The organism is Micromonospora sp. SL1-18 (assembly GCF_047921505.1).
Lineage (GTDB): Bacteria > Actinomycetota > Actinomycetes > Mycobacteriales > Micromonosporaceae > Micromonospora.
Genome location: NZ_JBLROA010000227.1, coordinates 1 through 387, shown reverse-complemented (window position 1 = coordinate 387; position 387 = coordinate 1). Strand labels below are relative to the sequence as shown.

Sequence of the window (387 nt, the reverse complement as noted above, 5' to 3'; positions counted from 1 at the left end):
GGGGTCGCCGTCGATGGCCACGAACCCGACCCCCGGCAGGCCCTGAGGGATGCGGTCGCAGAGCGCACCCCGATCCCGCATCCCCTCCCCGAGGACCAGGTCGACTTGGGCGGCTTCGGCGAGGCGCAGGCCGATACGGGTCGGGAACAGGTCCCGGAACGGCAGCACCTCCTTGCGGGGGTCCTGGATCGCTGCGACGACGTGGACGCCGACGGCGCGCCCTTGGCTGAGCAGGATCGACAGGGCGGCCTTGATCCGGTCCTTCAACTGGCGGTCGGTGAGGTAGGCGGTCAGGTTCGCCAGCTCATCGATGACCAGGACGATCAGCGGCTCGTCCGGGGTGGGGGTGTGCTGGCGGGTGCGGCCGTAGAGGTTGCTCGCGCGGTT

1 pseudogene is annotated in these 387 nt (G+C 70.8%); it reads right to left on the bottom strand.

What is annotated here, in order from left to right:
• Positions 1–387, bottom strand: a pseudogene (locus ACNAW0_RS30700) (cell division protein FtsK); the annotation flags it as partial.